Annotated in this window: 14 protein-coding genes and 1 pseudogene; 3 read left to right on the forward strand and 12 right to left on the reverse strand. The window is 69.8% G+C overall.

The window, feature by feature from the left end:
* The 5 genes and pseudogenes from J3S20_RS29400 to J3S20_RS29420 all read right to left on the reverse strand — a co-directional run.
* Positions 1-638, reverse strand: a pseudogene (locus J3S20_RS29400) (ubiquitin-activating E1 FCCH domain-containing protein); the annotation flags it as partial.
* Positions 635-2,116: a phage portal protein gene (locus tag J3S20_RS29405; RefSeq protein WP_216840495.1), complete on the reverse strand. Its 1,482-nt coding sequence runs from the start codon at positions 2,114-2,116 to the stop codon at positions 635-637. The gene J3S20_RS29405 and the pseudogene J3S20_RS29400, both read right to left, overlap by 4 nt.
* The gene (locus J3S20_RS29410) at positions 2,116-2,352 is read right to left on the reverse strand and encodes a phage head-tail joining protein (RefSeq protein ID WP_216840202.1); all 237 of its coding nucleotides are present in this window, start codon (positions 2,350-2,352) and stop codon (positions 2,116-2,118) included. The genes J3S20_RS29405 and J3S20_RS29410 overlap by 1 nt, the downstream gene beginning before the upstream one ends.
* Before the next feature lie 12 nt (positions 2,353-2,364).
* Entirely contained in the window at positions 2,365-4,281 is a 1,917-nt protein-coding gene (locus J3S20_RS29415; RefSeq protein ID WP_216840496.1) for a phage terminase large subunit family protein, read from the reverse strand.
* A gap of 25 nt (positions 4,282-4,306) precedes the next feature.
* Positions 4,307-4,822, reverse strand: a complete 516-nt coding sequence (locus tag J3S20_RS29420) for a MerR family transcriptional regulator (RefSeq protein ID WP_216840497.1) — start codon at positions 4,820-4,822, stop codon at positions 4,307-4,309.
* A gap of 148 nt (positions 4,823-4,970) precedes the next feature.
* Between J3S20_RS29420 and J3S20_RS29425 the strand changes: the two genes are divergently transcribed.
* Complete coding sequence (locus J3S20_RS29425; protein WP_216840498.1) at positions 4,971-5,501, forward strand: hypothetical protein; 531 nt, start codon at positions 4,971-4,973, stop codon at positions 5,499-5,501.
* A 74-nt stretch (positions 5,502-5,575) separates the two neighbouring features.
* On the opposite strand, the gene J3S20_RS29430 is transcribed toward J3S20_RS29425, so the two are convergent.
* From J3S20_RS29430 to J3S20_RS29445, 4 genes are all read right to left on the reverse strand, one after another.
* Positions 5,576-6,433: a DUF3489 domain-containing protein gene (locus J3S20_RS29430; RefSeq protein ID WP_216840499.1), complete on the reverse strand. Its 858-nt coding sequence runs from the start codon at positions 6,431-6,433 to the stop codon at positions 5,576-5,578.
* 95 nt (positions 6,434-6,528) lie between these two features.
* Positions 6,529-6,765, reverse strand: coding sequence for a hypothetical protein (locus J3S20_RS29435; protein WP_075822419.1), 237 nt, complete (start codon positions 6,763-6,765; stop codon positions 6,529-6,531).
* Positions 6,766-6,864: 99 nt separating this feature from the next.
* Complete coding sequence (locus J3S20_RS29440; RefSeq protein WP_216840500.1) at positions 6,865-8,133, reverse strand: site-specific DNA-methyltransferase; 1,269 nt, start codon at positions 8,131-8,133, stop codon at positions 6,865-6,867.
* Positions 8,123-9,589 carry a site-specific DNA-methyltransferase gene (locus J3S20_RS29445; protein ID WP_216840501.1) on the reverse strand — a complete coding sequence of 489 codons (1,467 nt, stop codon included), beginning with the start codon at positions 9,587-9,589 and terminating at the stop codon, positions 8,123-8,125. The genes J3S20_RS29440 and J3S20_RS29445 overlap by 11 nt, the downstream gene beginning before the upstream one ends.
* Before the next feature lie 381 nt (positions 9,590-9,970).
* On the opposite strand from J3S20_RS29445, the gene J3S20_RS29450 reads away from it, so the two are divergent.
* On the forward strand, positions 9,971-10,294 hold the full coding sequence (locus tag J3S20_RS29450) for a type II toxin-antitoxin system TacA family antitoxin (protein ID WP_216840502.1): 324 nt from the start codon (positions 9,971-9,973) through the stop codon (positions 10,292-10,294).
* Positions 10,291-10,794 (forward strand): GNAT family N-acetyltransferase, encoded by a 504-nt coding sequence (locus tag J3S20_RS29455; protein ID WP_216840503.1) that lies wholly within the window; start codon positions 10,291-10,293, stop codon positions 10,792-10,794. The genes J3S20_RS29450 and J3S20_RS29455 overlap by 4 nt, the downstream gene beginning before the upstream one ends.
* A 3-nt stretch (positions 10,795-10,797) precedes the next feature.
* Here J3S20_RS29455 and J3S20_RS29460 read toward each other — a convergent pair whose 3' ends face one another.
* The 3 genes from J3S20_RS29460 to J3S20_RS29470 all read right to left on the reverse strand — a co-directional run bounded on the left by J3S20_RS29460 (position 10,798) and on the right by J3S20_RS29470 (position 14,888).
* Positions 10,798-11,328 (reverse strand): DUF6456 domain-containing protein, encoded by a 531-nt coding sequence (locus tag J3S20_RS29460; RefSeq protein ID WP_343215337.1) that lies wholly within the window; start codon positions 11,326-11,328, stop codon positions 10,798-10,800.
* 240 nt (positions 11,329-11,568) lie between these two features.
* On the reverse strand, positions 11,569-12,117 hold the full coding sequence (locus J3S20_RS29465; RefSeq protein WP_216840505.1) for a crossover junction endodeoxyribonuclease RuvC: 549 nt from the start codon (positions 12,115-12,117) through the stop codon (positions 11,569-11,571).
* A gap of 419 nt (positions 12,118-12,536) precedes the next feature.
* On the reverse strand, positions 12,537-14,888 hold the full coding sequence (locus tag J3S20_RS29470) for an AAA family ATPase (RefSeq protein WP_216840506.1): 2,352 nt from the start codon (positions 14,886-14,888) through the stop codon (positions 12,537-12,539).
* Between the last annotated feature and the right edge of the window lie 98 nt (positions 14,889-14,986).

Consider the following 14,986-nt stretch of genomic DNA (forward strand, 5'->3'; position numbering starts at 1 on the left):
GAGATGCCGTTGATGACCTGCCGGTTCCGCACCCGGATCCGGAACCGATACAGCGCATTCGGCTCGGGAATCTGCTGGTGGCGAACATAGGAGTTCGAGCGCGCCGCCGTGGTGTCCATCAGCCGGCCGTGGAACCAGCACTCATCATTGGTCGGCTCGATCTCCAGCACGGACCAGCCGGTGGGGGCGGTGGTGGGGATGGTGCTGGCCGAGGTGGTGGCGAGGCGCGGCGCGGCCTCGTTCTGCACCTCGTAATTGGCCAGCGTGGGGCTGGCCCCGTCCAGGCGCCAGGCGGCGGCGTTGCGGCCGTTGGGTTGGGCGGTGGTGGGGTCGATGCTGACCAGCTCGAGCCAGACCGACTGGCCGACGATGCGCTGGCTCATGTTCACCGCCACCATGACCCGGAGTGGGATGGTGAAGCTGGTGCGGCTGGTCAGCGTGAGCTCGTCGTCGAGTGTGGTGCCGGTGGAGATGGTGACCGCGCCATCGGCGACGGTGAGGGCGATGCCGCCGCCGGTGGCGGCGACCTCCCACCGAGCGGGGTTGATCTCGGGCCCGCTGAAGCTGTCGCGGAACTTCTTCTGCATGCTCTTTACCTTGAGCATGTCATCGGTCCAGTCGTAGGCGCCGGCCATCATGATGGGTCTCCGGGAGTGGGTTCCGCACGCGGCGATGCGGCACCGGTGGCGGCGATTTCGATGGCGGCGAGCTGGGCGGCGTCCTGTGCAGCACCCGACTTCGCGACGCGGCGCGGATCGCTGTCGAGCGACAGGCCCGCCTCGTCGAGCAGGGCGTTGGCCTCGCGGATCATCTCGACCACCTGGCGGAAGTCGTAACCGAAGGCGCCCACCGCCTCGGGCTGTGGCACGAAGCCGGCGCGCACCTGGGCGATCAGCGCCGTGGTGTCCTTCAGCGGGTCGATCATCTCGTGCGCCGGCGGGACGTGGGACAGGCCCTCCGGCACCTCGGCACCCCACAACCCGAGCAGCGCGCCCTGGGCGTGGAAGCGGTCGGCGATCGGCCGCACCAGCATCGGGATGAGCATCCCGTACTGGACCTGCTCGCAAAGGCGGCGGAATTCGATCTTGCCGGCCCGCAGGCTGGAGTAGTTCGCCTGGGTGAGGTCGCCGGCGACCTGGTCGTAGGTCAGGCCGGTGCCGACGGCCGAGGCCTCCAACGCGCGGCGGGCGAAGGCGGCGTGGCTGCCACCGCCCGAGGGGTTCACCACCTCCACCGATCCCATGCCGCGGCGATACAGGATCATGCCGGGCTCGAAGCTCTCCACCGTGCGGCCCTGCGCGTCGCGCAGCAGGCCCGACGCCGGGCCGGTCATGGCATCGTCGCCATCCTCGGACACGACTGCCGCGAGGCAGGCCTCGATCTTGGCCTTCATGAGGAGCGCAGCCTCGTAGTCGCCAAGGTCCCGCAGCCGGGTCAGCACGGGGGCCAGCCAGGAGACGTCGCGCAGCTGGCCGGGGCGCCGCTTGCGATAGATGTGCAGCACGTCGCGGGCCGGCACGCGCTGGCTGCTCAACCAGGTGGCGCCGCCCGGCAGCACCCAGGACGCGCCGGGATGCACGCGGTGCAGCCAGTAGCCAACCGGCTCACCGGCCTCGCCGAGGCCGATCCCCTGCAGGGTGGGGACACCCTCGATGGCGCCCTGCCGCGCCGTGTCGAGGTGATCGCTTTCCAGCACCTGCAGGCGCAGGCCGATCGGATTGGCCGGCGTGATGTCGGCGGGTAGCAGCCGGACGAAGCATTCGCCGCTCTCCACCACCGCGCGCATGACCAGCGCCTGGAGGCCATTGAGATCGAGCCGCCCCTCCGCGTCACAGGCGGTGCTGTCGGACCAGCGGCGCCAGGCCTCTGCATGGGGCTTGTCGGGCCAGCGGGTGGTGATGCCGGCGCCGACCGCATTGCCCGTCCAGAGGTCGACGATGCGGGCAGCGTAGGGGTCGTTGCGCACGGCATCGCGGGCACGGCGCGCCACGGTGGGTGCGGCAGCTCCGACTTCGGCTGTGGCGCTGCCCCCCGAGGCGGCCCAGCTCGACGCGCGGCTGTCCTGGGCGGCGGCATAGCCACGCAGCGCCTGCCAAGCATCGCGGATGCGCCCCATCACCTGCTGCCCTCGCGAGAGAAGCTGGCGAAGGTCACGCTGGGCCGGCGTGCCGCGGTGTTCTCGGCGGCATGCAGGACCGAGAGCGCGCGGCCGAGCTCGTCCAGGGAGCGGTATTCCACGGTGCGCCCGTCGAAGGTCACGCGCGTGGTGCCGCCAGTGAAGGCAGCGGCCAGCACAGCGGCACGGGTGCCAGCAGGCTGGGCGAGCGCCCAGGCGAGGACGGTCGGATCCATGTTCGTCCTCCTTCAGCGAAGCCAGTTGCTGTGCGGTGCCAGCCAACCGCGGGGGCGCTGCGTGTCAGATGCGGATGGCGCCGGCGCGGCCTGCAATGGCGGCGGCGGGTCAGCGACATTCCCAGCAGCGGGAAGTTCGCTCACCCGCAGCGGAGCATCGGCGATCTGGTCGCGCAGCTGCTGCCAGAAGCGGTCGCCATACCGATCCGCGCCGAGCAGCCAGAGCGCGGCACGCGCCAGCACGGCGCAGTCCAGCGCCTCGTTCCGCTCGCGCAGCTTGGCCCATTCCTGCCGGGCAAAGCCGCGCCGATCCTTCGTCGTGCGCAGCTGCTCCGCGACCAGCTGCTTGACCCATTCCACCTCGATCGCGCGCGGCAGGTGCACCCAGCCGGGTGGCAACTCCTCCGCGTCGCCGCGACCCAGCCAGAGCCGGCGATAGAGATCGGCCTTCCAGGTCGAGACCGACACCGTCCACAGCTTGAGGCCGCGCCGCAGCTTCTGGCCGTTGACCAGCGCATCCACCGGCGTCGGGCCCTGAACCGGCTGCGCCCGGTTCCAGCCATCGATCCCCTTGGTGGGCGCGATGCGCGGATCCCGCAGGCGGCGGAGGTGGCCATAGACGGCGGCGGTGTCCCGGCCGCCGGTGTCGACGCAGAGCCGGGCAATGCGCATGGCGCCGCCACCCTGGCGCGGCCAGTCGCGCGCGAGCAGCTTCGCCAAGTCGTCCCAGGGATCCCGATCTCGCGGACTGCCCGGGATCACCACATGGTCGACGAGCCAGGAGGAGAAGCCCTCCGCCCAGCCCCACACATCGCATTCCAGGCGATCGTCCTGCACGTCGACGCCCGCGGTGAGGACCAGCGTGCCGGGCGGGACGATGCCCATGGCGAAATCCTCGCGGCGCTCGACCAGGCGCTCCCAATCCGGCGCCTCGCCCTGCTCCTGCCAGGTCTCGCCGAGGACTGTGTTCCGAAACGTCTTGATGTCCTCGGGCTTGCCCTGCGCCGCCTCCCAATCACGGGCGATCTGTTCCCAGGAGAGCCAGCCCACCGGCGAGTACAGCGCCGAGATGTGGAAGCCGATGGTGTGCGGGTCCTGGCCTTCACTCGTCGCGCGCCATTCGCCGCCACTGAGCATGGCGGTCTTGTCGTGCTCCTGCATCGGGTGGTCGCAGGCGGTGCAGTGATACCGCGCCGTCTCGGGTGCGCCTTTCTCCCAGATCAGCCGCTCAAAGCGCAGCCACTGCATCTCGCCGCAGGCGGTGCAGGGCACGAAGAACCGCCGCTGGTCGCTGGCGAGATACTCCCGCTCGATGCGGCTGCGGCCGGCGATGGTCGGCGTGCTGACCAGGAAGGCCTTGCGGCGCCAGCCGAAGGTTCGTGCCCGGGCCTCGGCGAGGGCGATGGGGTCACCTTCGCCGGCGACATCGCCGGGATAGGCGTCCACCTCGTCGAGGAACAGGAACCGTGCCGTCATCGAGCGCAGCCCGACCGCGCTGTTGGCGCCGGTCAGGACCAGGATCCCGCCCGGGAATTCCTTCGACAGCATGGTGTTGCCGCTGTCGCGGGCGCGGGCCGGGGCAACCCGCTCCCGCAGCGCGGGCGTTTCCTCCAGCAGCGGGTCGATGCGCTGGCGCGAGAAGCGCTTGGCCAGTTCGACGGTCGGCTGCACCGCCAGCGCGGGTGCTGGCACATGGTGCATGATGTAGCCGAGCCAGTTATTGCCGCTTTCCGTGGCGCCGACCTGCGCACCCTTCATGAACACGACGCGCCGGGCGGGATGCACCGCGGACAGCGCGTCCATCACGTCCTTCAGGTAGGGCGTGCGGCTGGTGCGCCAGGGGCCGGGTTCCGCGGAGGCGCGGCTGCCGAGCATGCGATGGCGCTCGGCCCATTCCGACACGGTGAGCTGCGGCGGCGGCCGGAGCATGGCGCCGACACGCCGGCGCACATGCTCACGGCTGCGGAGCCCGGTCCCCTCCGAGGCCTGCTGGATCGAAGCGATCGGCCGCCTCCGTCAGCAGGTCGTTGATGTGGCTCTGCAGGATGGTCTGCAGCAGATGCGGATCGACGCTGATCTCGGCGGCGATCAGGCCAGAGACACGGGCCGGCCAGTTCAGCAGCGCGTCGCGCATGGTGCTGCCGATCTCGTCGAGCGCGGCATTGGCCTCAGTGACGTCGACAAGGCGGCGCTTGGTCTCATCCAGCGAGAGGCGCTGCGCCTCCACCTTCAAGGCGAGCTGTGCGACCTTCAGCCGCGCGAAGGGCGTGGCATCCGCGCCGGCACCGCTGGCCAGCGGCGAACGGGCGGGGTCGGCGGTCTCGGTCAGGCGGCGGCGGGTCTTGTCGATGTCCCAACTGCCGTCCGGCTCGCGGGCAATGCGACCAGCACGTTCGGCCTTGTGGATGGCGGTGTCGCTGACGCCGAGGCGCCGCGCGGCCTCGCGCGTGGAGGCGGTCAGTTCCGGCATGGCGGCGACCTCCCGCCGCGCGTGATGGCGATGCCGCGGTTTCAAACGCGACCCAGCCCCTACTCTCGGAGCATATTGCGTGAATATCTCTTGTCGGCGCCTTCCGATGCGGTAATATACTCCATGAGTACATACCCCGGAGGCCTACATGAGCAGCACCCCGTGCCTAGTCGTTCTAACCGCCAGGGGCCCAGCCCGATTGCTTGCCGAAGGCGGCACCCAGGCTTGGCGTCTCAAGCCCGAAAATGTGCGCCGCGTCGGCTACTGCGTCTGTGTCCAGAACCGTCACAACGGGCACTGGGGCGGCGCCGACCAAGAGCACCATCATGGGTTCATGGTGGGGCGTATCAGCGAAGTCGTGCCATCTCCGGAGGGGCGCCCTGAGCGTTATCTCGTTAAATTCGCCGAGTATGCGCGAATTGACTATCCGAATGCATGGCCTGGGCTCCGGAATCCAATTCGCTATGCCACGCTTGAAGAGTTCGGGATCAGTGACCCCGACACGCTCAACTGGCACCGGATGCCGGAGATCGCAGCCGGAGGGACAACCGTGGCCGCGCCATCGCAGGATGAGGAGAAGGACGGCTTTGGTCCGCTCACCATTGCAGAGGCGAAGGCGGGCCTAGCTCTCGGCTTAGGCATCCCTGAGAGCTCGATAGAGATTTCGATCCGATATTAGTTTGTAGCGACTTCGGTTCGGGAGTGAAGCGCTACCCGCTGCCTGTCGGGCAGCGGGTTTGGGCACGGGCGAAGTCAGCCGGCGATACCGTAGATGGTGAAGGCCCCCTTCGCGCCCGTCTTGTTCGGGCCGACCATCCGCTCGCGCGACTTCACCTCGACCGCGTGGCCCTTCTTCTTCAGCCCGGCGAAGAAGCCGCGGACCGTGTGCTGCGCCCAGCCGGTGGCGTCGGCGATCTGCGCCACCGTCGCGCCCTCGGGCCGGCGCAGCATCGCCAGCACCTGCTCCTGCTTGGTGCCCTCGCGCGGCTTGCGGGGCGCGTTGGCGTCCCGCGGGGCGCGGGCGGGCTTGCCGGCAAGCAGGGTGCGCAGGGCCTCCATCGGCGCGTCGAGGGCGCCGATCATGTCGCCCTCTCGGTTCGCCTCGTCATCCCAGGCGGCGAGCACCGCCGCGGCAGCGGCGCGCAGGCTGTTGCGCGGCGTGGCGCTGCGCACCGCCAGGGCCTGGTCGAGCATGGCGATCTCCTCCGTCAGGGGCGCGGGCTGGGCGGCGTCGGCGATCTTGGCGTCCTGTGCGGCGGGCTCCGCGGCCGGCGCCATCGCGGGCGCCGTGTCGGGCACGCTGCCCTCGATGCCCGAGCAGTCGGGCTCGCCGGCCCCCGCGTCGCCCTCGTTCGGGTCGATGCCGATGGCGCGCAGCCCCTCGTCGGTGATGCGCGCCACGATCCAGGTGCTGTCGTCGTCCTGGCGCCAGCCGAGACCGACATGCTCCCGCGGCGCGTTGATCTCGGTCAGAAGGTTGTTCTTGATCAGGCTGCGGAACACCGCGTTGCGGGCCGCGGCCGGCAGGGTCTTGGGCGCGCGTGCCAGGCCCATCTCGTGCTGCGCGGCGGCGCTGAGGATCACGCGCTGGCTGTCGGAAAGCTTGGTCATCGTGGTGGTCTCCGGTTCCGGGTGCCGGTCATCGGCCCCTACTGCCGGGAGCCCCGCCGGCGCTGCCGGTCGGGGCGGTGCGGGAGTGGCCCGCTTCATTCGGCCCATTCGCCGCGCTTCAGGTAGGAGTCCGTCACCCGCGCCAGCAGGCTGTTCCAGTGCTGCAGGCTGGCATGCGCGCCCCAGAGCACCGTCTCGGGATCCGCGCCGAAGTGGTCCGCGCTCATCTGCTGAAGCTCGGCGACCATCGCGTCGAAGCGCGCCTTCTCGGCGAGGAAGGCTTCGAGGCTGCGTTCCTGGTTGCGGGCTGCGCGGGCGGTGCGGTCGGTCATGCTGGTCTCCGTCTGTTGCGGCAGGGAATCCCCTGCGTGTGACGGACCATTCGCGCTGTGGCGCGCACGAGCCAAGCAAGATGCAGCGTCGTGAGATTGCTATGATTCGGCGGGTTGGATCACACCATGATCGACGATGCCGCGGGCCGCGGCGACATCGGCAAAGATGCGATCATCACTCTCCAGAACCGCGGCTTCGCCGGTCGTCTCCTGCCAGCGGCGCACGATGACGTCGGCATAGGCAGGGTCGATCTCCAGCAGCACAGCGCGCCGCCCGGTGCGCTCCGCCGCGATCATCGTCGTGCCCGAGCCGCCGAAGCAGTCCAACACGGTGTCGCGCGGCTTGCTGCTGTTGCGGATGGCGCGCTCGACCAGCGCCACCGGCTTCATCGTCGGATGCAGGTCGTTGCGCGCAGGCTTGTCGAAGTGCCAAACATTCCCCTGGTCGCGCGCGCCGCACCAATAGTGCCGCGCGCCGGACTTCCAGCCGTAGAGCATCGCCTCGAACTGCTGGTGGTAGTCGGCCCGCCCGAGGGCGAAGGTGTTCTTCGCCCAAATGATGGTGCTGGACCATTTCCCACCCGCCTCCTGCCAGACGCGATGCAGCGTCGGCCATTCGGAGGAGGACATGCAGACGTAGCAGGCGCCCTTGGTCACCGAGAGCAGGTTGGCCAGCGCAGGTCGGAGGAACTCGGGGAAGCCGCCGCCGAGCGCGTCATTCGCGATGGTCATCTTGGCCGCGGTGCCGCCCTCGTAGGCCACGTTGTAGGGCGGATCGACGAAGCCCATGTCGGCCAAGCGGCCTGCGCCGAGGGCGCGCTGCACGTCCGCCAGCTTCGTCGCGTCCCCGCACAGCACCCGGTGATCGCCGCAGCGCCAGAGGTCGCCGGTCCGGCTGACCGGCACCACCGGCGGCGGCGGTGCGTCATCGGCATCATCGCCGAGCCCCGCGTCCGCGGCCGCCAGCAGCCGGTCGAGCTCCATGCCCGAGAAGCCGAGCACGTCGAGATCGACCACCGCCTCGTCGCGGATGCGGGCGATCTCGGCTGCGAGCAGCGCCTCATCCCAGCCCGAGTTCAACGCGATCTGGTTGTCGGCCAGGCGCAGGGCACGCGCCTGCGCCGGGGACAGATGGCCGAGCCGCAGCACCGGCACCGTGGCGAGCCCGAGCTGCTTCGCCGCCATGACGCGGCCGTGCCCGGCAATCAGCACGCCCTCGGCGTCGACCAGCACCGGGTTCACGAAGCCGAATTCGGCGATGGACGCGGCGATCTGCGTCACCTGCGTCGGGGAATGCGTGCGCGCGTTCTCGGCGTAGGGAATCAGCGCCACCACCGGGAGGGCGGAGACGACGAGATCAGGCTGCATCGGCGGTGACCTCCTGCCTCGCCGCGGCCACGGCGTCGTAGTTGCGTCCATCATCCGCCAGTGTCACCGGCAGGTCGGGGTGCAGCATCCGCCAGCGGGCGATCGCCAGATCCACATACGCAGGCGCCAGTTCGATGGCGCGCACGCGGCGGCCGGTGCGCTGGCCCGCCAGGATGGTGGTGCCGCTGCCGCCGAAGGGCTCGAACACGACCTCGCCCTCGTCGGTGTAGGTCCGCATCAGGAACTCGGGCAGCACCACCGGGAACACCGCGGGGTGCTCCGTCTCAATGCCGCGGCCCTTGTGGCGGGTCAGGCGCAGCACGTTGTCGGGGATCCGGAAGTCCTGCACCGGCAGGCCGGCGTGCTGGTACTCCGAGATCGTGCCGTCGGCGGCGCGTAGCCCGCTGCCCTTGTTCGGCGTGCCAGCCCATTTGCAGGGCACAATTTTGTTCGCCTGCCGGGCCTGGCGGTTGAAGTGAAAGACCAACTCGAAGGCAGGCGCGAGGCGGCCGTTCCAGTCGCCGGGCAGGCCGGGCCCCTGGTCCCAGGTGTAGAGGCCAAAGCGGCGCCAGCCGCGGGCGCGCATCCAATCGAGCCAGCCGGCCCAGTAGGGCTGCCATTCGTTGTCGCGGTGGATCAGCCCGAGGTTCACCAGCACCTGGCCATCGGGCCGCAGGGCCGCGTCGAGGTGCTGGAACACGCCCTGCATCAGCGCATCCCAATCCGTGCCGCCGCGAGTGGTGTAGTCGCGCTGGTTCCCATAGGGCGGGCTGGTGAACAGCAGCGCGGCGCGGTCCTCACCCACCACGCGCGGCACGGTAGCGGCGTCGGTGCTGTCGCCGCAAAGCAGGCGGTGGTCGCCCAGCAGCCAGAGATCGCCGGGGCGGGTGACGGCCTGGCGCGGCGGCTCCGGAGCGGCATCGGCGGGATCCTCCGTCGTCTCCTCCGCATCCGCCGCGCCAGTCGCGCCGTCCCCCTCAGCGGGATCTGCGGACAGAGCCTCGGGCGCGTCGCCGTCGGACACGGCATCTCCAGCCGCCGCGAGGATGTCCGCGAGCTCATCCGCCGAGAAGCCGAGCGCGCCGAGCTCGATCTCCTGCGCCGCCTGCACCGCCGCCAGCGCATCGCGCAGCAGCGCCTGGTCCCAGGTCGCGTTCTCCGCGATGCGATTGTCGGCGAGCCGCAGGGCCTCCTTCTGCGCCGCCGACAGGTGCCGCAGCACGATCACCGGCACCTTGGCCATGCCGAGCGCCGACGCAGCTTCCAGCCGCCCATGGCCGGCGATCAGCACACCGGCTTCGTCCACCAGCAGCGGGTTGGTGAACCCGAAGGCCAGCATGCTCGCTTTGATCTGCTCCAGCTGAGCGGCGCTGTGCACGCGGGCGTTGCCGGCATGCGGGCGCAGCTCCGCCACTGGACGCAGCAGGATCTTCGCCGCCATCCAGGGGAGCGTCATCGGGCCATCCAGATTTAGGAGTGGGTGCAAACCATGCGGCCGCGGCTGCAAACTCAGCGCGGCATGGTTTGCGGGTTATCTGTTTGATCGCACGCGGAAAGGGCTGCAAACCGCAACCCGGTTTTATGGCCTGGCGCTAGCGATGTTGCGCGCTTCCGCCCCCCGCATACAGCGGGGCCAGGAAGGAACCATCGGCTCGCGAGCCACAGTAGCTGGTCAGGGGGTCAGTGGCGCGAGAGCCACTCGGCTGCGGTCGCAATCCAACGACTGTCGAAACACTATCCCTTCTGGTTCCGGTGCCGCAATCGGGTTTCAGCAGCGCCGCGACTGCGTGGTGGACAATGTCCATACAGAGTCGTAGAAGCAGCCCCGGAGGCCACCATGCCCACACCCGCCAAGCGCATCACCACCCCGACCCGACGCCCGGCGAAGGCCAAGCCCGCCATCACCGTCGGCGCGATCAACATCCGCGTCCGGCCCGAGGAGCGCTCCCTGATCGACCAGGCAGCGGTACTCTCGGGGAAGTCACGCTCCGAGTTCATGCTGGAGGCTGCTCGCCGCGCTGCGACCGACGCCATTCTCGACCGCACGCTGTTCCGCACCCAGCCGGCTGCGTACGCCAAGTTCCAGGCCCTACTCGACGCGCCGCCCAACCCGAACGGCCGGCTTCGCAAGCTGCTGGAGACCGCGCCTCCGTGGGAGTGAGTGCCGAACGGCTCAGCGCCCCGGCGCCACTCGACGACACGCGCGACCTGGCGTTGTTCGATAGCGGCGAGGCCTCGCTTGACGACTGGCTGCGGCGGCGTGCGCGGGCGAATCAGGCGGCCGGCGCGTCACGGACCTTCGTGGTATGCCGCGCCGGCTTCGTGGTGGGGTTCTATTGCCTGGCGGCGGGGGCTGTGGCCGTGACCGCCGCTCCAGGTCGCGTGAAGCGCAACATGCCCGACCCTATCCCCATGGCGATGCTGGGCCGACTGGCGGTGGACCGCAGCCTGCACGGCCAGGGCATCGGGCGGGCTCTGCTGCGAGATGCGGTCTTGCGCGTGCTGCAGGCCAGCGAAGTCCTGGCAGTGCGCGGGATACTGGTGCAAGCCCTGAACGCCGACGCCCAGCGCTTCTACCAGGCCTGCGGCTTCACGGCGTCGCCGATCGACCCGATGACGCTGATGGCCACGATGACCGACCTGAAGGCTGCCCTGGGCTGAGTCTCAGGCGGCACGCTCCCGCGGTTGCAGGCGATAATGGGCGGCCAATACGCCGAGCGCTGTGAGCAAAATCCCCTGCGCCTGGACGTGATGAACCGGACGTCCTGACCACCCCTGCCGCAGAGCCCATTCCCGCAGGGAGCATTCGAGGCCGAGCACGTGCCACAGGCAGCTTCCCCCGGCACTGTCCGCGCCGCCGAACAGGTCCAGGGCCGCGGCCAACCGGCGGCGCGCAGCAGCCTGGCGTTCGCTCAGCAGGTCGCCGCCACCGCCCTGGATGCGGAGCAACTGCGTGGTGCGCATGCCGTCCAGTGCTGCGAGACGGAAGGTCACACGGAACATCGCCCCGGCCTCGTGCATCTGCGGCGTGATGCTGCCATTGGTCAGCATCAGCCCGAGCGTGTCGACGGCACGACGATGCGCGACGGGTGAGCCCGTGTCCGGATCCGCGTCGCGGACCGGCTCGGAGAATCCGCCGTGTTGCAGACGCCACTTCGACGGCTTCGCCAAATCGTCCTGCTTCGGCTTCGCCACCCTGGTCTTCCGCTTACCTGCCATTGTGGCTCTCCCCGTTGCGACGCCCCCAGCGTCGGTTGGCCTCGTTGGTGATGGCCTGACGCAGCCAGTCGTCCGTGATGTCGGCGACAGGCAGCGCGGCCACACCGTGTTGATGCCAGGCAGCCGCACGCATGGCGTTCACCTCGCTGTCGTTGGTCGGGCTACGCGTCCCGCGGTCGAGGCACGAGCGCGGCGGCAGCGGTGCGCCAGGGAGCCTCATGCACGGCCTACCGTGGAATCGGTCGCCCAGAGCAGAAGGGCGATGGCATCCGCCTCGTTGTCGTCGGCCGGCGCGAAGCCGCGGGCTCGGATGGCGGCGACCATCTTCGCCTTGTCGGCGTTGCCCTTGCCGGTGGCGTAGCGCTTGATCGTGCCAACCGGGACGCCCTCGTAGGGGACGTCGTGTTCCTCGCACCAAGCGCTGAGCATGCCGAGGAAGCCGCCGTAGATGTGCGCCGCATCGGTGCCAGCATGCGCGCGGACCTCCTCGAACACGATCCGCGCGACACCGCCGGACAGGGCGGCGACCTCGGCTAGCCATGCGCGGAAGCGCAGGAAGCGCATCCCGCCGCCTTCGAAGCGGGTCGGCTTGAAGGTCATGGTGCCGGAGGTGATGCCGCCGTCGCGCGACCGCAGTGCCCAGCCGGTGGTGGTGCCGAGGTCCAGGGCGAGCACGGCGTGGTGCGCCAGGCTGATCGCGGGTGGGAGAGCGATGGGCGGGCCGCTTGCATGGGCGGCGGGCATGGTGAGAGTCGCGGGTGCCATGGTGGTCTCCGAGAGGGGATCGTCCTGGTGAGGGCGGCGACGGCGTGGTTCTTGGCGGAGCTCGCCGTCGCTGCCCGGCTTGGGGTGGATGACTCTGGGAAGGGGTGGCCCACGCGCCCAACCCGGTCGCCCGAGGTGTGGTGTGCGCGCGCCGATGAGGCGCGCACGCACACCCCCCGTAGGGGGGAGACGAAAAACCGAATCTGCCAATCTGCTCCAAGACACTGATTTCAAAGCAGAAAAAACAGATTCGGAACAGTTTCGGACAGATTCGTTGCGCGAAACTGCTTTCGGCCAGAAGCCGTTGATCTGATTATCGAAAAGCAGTTTCGCAGTTTCGGTAGGGGAGCAGATTCGGACCGAAACTGCGCAGTTTCGGGAGCAGTTTCGGTCAGTGCGAAGCCGTATCGAAATGGCCATCAGGCGGGCTCCTCGGGGTCGTGCAGCACCCACACCTCGGGGTTCTCGACCTCGAGCAGCGCCTCGCTTCGGGGGCACTGGAAGTGGCTCGGGAGCACCCGGACGGTGGCCGGGATGATCTCGCCGGTCTCCGGATCGATGGCCTCCTCTCCGGTGCCGAGGAGCATGTCCTGGACGACGAGGTAGCCGTTCTTCGACTTGGTGTAGGGCTGCCCGAGGTCGCGGGCGTCGCGCCGGTACTTGATGTAGCCCTTCATGGCCAGGACACCGATCCGCTCGCGGATGTTGTCCTTGCCGCCGAGCCCGCGCTTGTTCTCGAACTTCGACGCGAAGGCGTTGGCGGTGCAGAGCCGGCCTTCCTCAGCTTCCTCGGCGATGAGGCGGAGGATCACGTCGTGGCGGCGCGTGCGCTCAGCATCCAGCCTGCGCCCGATGTCTTTCCTGACCAGGCGCTCGCCTGTCCGGTCGAGCTCGACCCAGGCGCCGCCGCGCTTGTCGACCAACATCGGCTCGAGGCCCGGCCCGTTGCGGAGCTCGACATGCAGCTCGCGTTCGGTCTGCTCCTCATCGGGGCGGAACAGGATGGCGCCAGAGGTGTAGTAGCCACGCAGCGCGCTGGCGCCGGACAGCGATAGAAAGGGATCGTCCTTGACCTGCTGCTTGCTGAGCTTCTTCGTGTGGTGGGCGAGGATGATGCCTGCCTCGGGGGCGACCTGGTCGCGCAGCGCTTCGACCCGGCTCTGCAGGAAGAACATCATCGCGGCGTTGTCGTTCTCCCCTTCGCCCGCGGGTCCGCCGTCGAAGAGGTTGCGGATGGGGTCGATGCAGATGATGTCCGGCGGCGCATCGGGGAATGCGGTGCGGATGGCCGCGGCGACGAGGGGCACGCCCTGGTCGTCGAGCAGCATGCGCAGCTTCGGGGTGACCACGAGGGTGTCGCGGGCGCGTGCCACGATGGCGCGATCGAGGCGCAGCTGCTGCAGGCGCTCGCGCAGGTAGTGGTACTGGATCTCGGCCTGGAGATAGAACACCCGCAGCGGGCGCGGGGCAGTGAAGCGCAGGAACGGGGCGCCGGCGGCGGCATGCACCAGCAGGCTGATCAGGAAGTCGGATTTGCCCACCTTCGGCGCACCGCCGAGCACCAGCATCCCACCCGGGGTAAGCAGGCGCGGCCCGATCAGGTCGTCGGGCATCGGGGAGGTGTCGTCGAGCAGCGCGCCGAGCGTGTGCGCGGCGATGGCGCCGGGCGGTGCTGCCGCGGCCCGCAGCAGGGGTGGCCCGTTCCGATCGACATGCAGTGCCCAGATGCTGTCCGCCTCGACCTTGAGGCGGTCCAGGGGCCAGACCGGGCGAAGGCACGCGGCGTTGTACTGGCAGATCGCCTCCCAGCCCTCGTCGCCGGTGATGCGGCCCTCGTGGACCATGCGGACAAAGTGACCGATGGCGGCGCTGGCGCCCTGGAAGCGGGTCCACCCGTCCTGAGCCCCCTCGCGCACCGGCGTGGTGAGGACGGCATCGAGCCCCGGGCGGGTGGCGCCAGGGGCGGCGGTGGGCGCCTCCAGGCCCGGCATGGTGGGCATGGCCGCGACCGCCGCGGCGAAGTCGGGGAGCTCCACCTCGACCCTGGGGCGGTGCTCCCGGATCATGACGCGCCGCTGCACGCCGTGCTTCTGGTGGACCGTCCCGGGCACGCGGATGGGTTGGTGGGCAGATCGGAAGTGCAGGTCGCCACCGACCTTCTCAGCGATCTCGCCGCGCAGCGCGCAGAGGCGGGCCAGATCCTCGCCTTCGGCCGGCTCGGTAAGCCGCCACCATGCGTGCAGCTTCGCGGCACCCTCGGCGGTGCGGCCGCCGCTTTCGACCAGGAGGGTGGGCGCGCCCAGGTGCTGGACCAAATGCGCCAGCTTGGCCGCGACGTCGCCGGCGTCGAGGTCGACCACCACCGTCTGCATCTGCAGCACATGCTCGGCGCGGGCCTGGCCCTGCTCCGCGACGGTGCCGGGGATGACATAGACGGCGCTACCTTCGCGCGCGGCCCAGGTCGCGTACGCGCTGAGGGATGCGGCGGCGTGCCGATCGGCCGGCACCCAGATGTTGTGCGGCTTGGTGTCGAGGCCCTGGCCCTGGTCGACGAAGCCGCGGACCGGGATCAGCCCGTCGCAATAGCCGAACGCTACGTCGAGGAAGGCGGCGATCTGCTCGATGTCCGGCGCGATGGACCCAACGGCCGCCGGCATCGGCTGCCCAGCACCGGGAAGTCGATCGAGGGCGATCTGCCCAGCGGTGGGAATGTCGCCGACTTCCTGCTCCAGCAGCGGTGCGGCATCGTTGAAGTCGCCCCATGCGGTCATGCAGGCTGCGCCCAGCAGCGCTTGGCCCAGGGGCAGAAGCGGCACTCGAAGTAATCGGCCTGGGCGGCAACGCGGGGCAGAAGCTCGCCGGCATCCGT

The sequence above is a fragment of the Falsiroseomonas tokyonensis genome, assembly GCF_019024325.1.
GTDB lineage: Bacteria > Pseudomonadota > Alphaproteobacteria > Acetobacterales > Acetobacteraceae > Falsiroseomonas > Falsiroseomonas tokyonensis.